Origin of the sequence: Alkalibacterium kapii (assembly GCF_007988865.1) — a bacterium.
In the GTDB taxonomy this organism is placed as follows: domain Bacteria; phylum Bacillota; class Bacilli; order Lactobacillales; family Carnobacteriaceae_A; genus Alkalibacterium; species Alkalibacterium kapii.
Genome location: NZ_BJUY01000050.1, coordinates 1 through 1,680, shown reverse-complemented (window position 1 = coordinate 1,680; position 1,680 = coordinate 1). Strand labels below are relative to the sequence as shown.

General features: G+C 36.8%; 1 protein-coding gene. It reads right to left on the bottom strand.

Annotation, left to right across the window (positions count from 1 at the left end; all coding sequences use genetic code 11):
* Positions 1–205: 205 nt before the first annotated feature.
* A complete protein-coding gene (locus AKA01nite_RS09185; protein WP_146925026.1) occupies positions 206–1,525 on the bottom strand; it encodes an IS1380 family transposase in 1,320 nt (439 codons plus the stop codon).
* Positions 1,526–1,680: the final 155 nt, after the last annotated feature.

The window sequence follows — 1,680 nt, the reverse complement described above, 5'->3', positions numbered from 1 at the left end:
TCCTGAATAATTCATAGCTTTAAATTAACGCTATTTTTTGGACAAATTTCCTATTTTTCAATAAAATCAATTGCATTCTCTCATAAATGATGTAATTTCGATCATGATAACTGTAGAAGAAGCTCTTAAAAGATTTTTTATCTATTTAAGGGCAGACTACTCCCTTTTAAAAATAAGCTTCAAAAAATATATTAAATAAACATTTTTAAATCCATTGTTTGGATCGCCGCAGGCGTTCGAAAATCTTATAAAATTCAGTTTGATATACATGATAACTCGACAGTTTGAGATAGACCCTCCTGCCTGTTTGAACAAGCTTACCGGCGACTTTAAGCAATTTCAGTCGTATGGAATGAATGGTCATACCCTGATTTACTTTTTCAAAGCCAATCGTCTTTAGAAAGTTAACAAGATTATAAGCTAGGACACTAATCATCATTCTGACTTGATTTTCTAAGAAGCGTGGACTGTCGGTTTTGTCAAAATAAAAGCCTGCTTTAGCTTCTTTGATATAGTTTTCCATTGTCCCTCGTTTACCGTATAGAGAGAAGATGGTTTTAGGTGAAACATTTTCTGATAGATTAGTCACAATAAACGTATGGTTGAAGAGCAGCTCTCCTCCTTCGCGAACGGAGCGAATACAGATACGACGAGGCTTGGACCATGATTGAGCTTGATAAGACAGTGAAAAATACTGGACTTCTCGCTCTTCCCAATTTTGATTATATCCATACAAGATGGATTGTTCAGCTAGCAGACCTAAGCGTCTATTGTTCTTTAATCGAATCACATAGTGACTATGATTGGCTTCACAGGACTCATATACCTCTGGTGTAGCGAATCCGCTGTCCCCTCTAACTAGAATATCGGTATGAGGCAAAGCCTTAGAGTAGTGATCCAGCAGTGGGTCTATAAACTTCTTTACGCCTTTGGATGTGTACTGGTTACCTGAACGTAGTTCAGCTTTTAAGAAATCCCCAGTCAGTCCATCAAAAGCAACGAGAGGATGATACCCATAAGTTTGATAATGTGCATTATAATCTGTTTGTTCTTGGCGACCATAGGTATCTGAATGAGTCGAATCGATATCGATGATTAACTCGGTGTCATTGCGAATCAGCCGTGCTTTGTCAATTAATGCTTGATTCAATGATTGAAATTGATTCATATTCTCTTCAGTAAAACGATCGAGGAACCTTGAGATTGACGACTGTGAGGCTAAATGTTTATTACCTAGCACTATTTGGAATACTGGATCTTGTCTTAACAAATTAGCTGACGAATCTGCCGAATATCCAGCAATCAGCTGCATGATAAGTTGTTCAAATATCGCCAAATTATCATGTGTGAAGTAAGCACGATTGTCTTTTATGTGGAGCAGGTGTTCAGCTAAACTTGAAAAACCGAAAGTGTTCATTAATTCTTTAACTAATACCAAACCCGAATCGCTCGATAATCGACCACCTGTATGTGAAATTGTCATATTTGAATTGAATTTAACTTGTTTTTTCTGTAAACTATTCATGAGAAGAACTCCTTTCTTATGGTTGGTTTAGACACCTTTACCATAACAGAACGGGGTTCTTTTTGCATCACTTAACGGGTGAAAACCGAAAAGTTATTTTACCCTGCCGTTAGGCAGTTTCTAAACAGTTATAAGGAAAGTATGAATTATTCAGG

Bases quoted from the DNA above. Each gene is read 5' to 3' on its own strand.
- AKA01nite_RS09185 (WP_146925026.1), bottom strand. From the start codon at position 1,525: ATGAATAGTTTACAGAAAAAACAAGTTAAATTCAATTCAAATATGACA.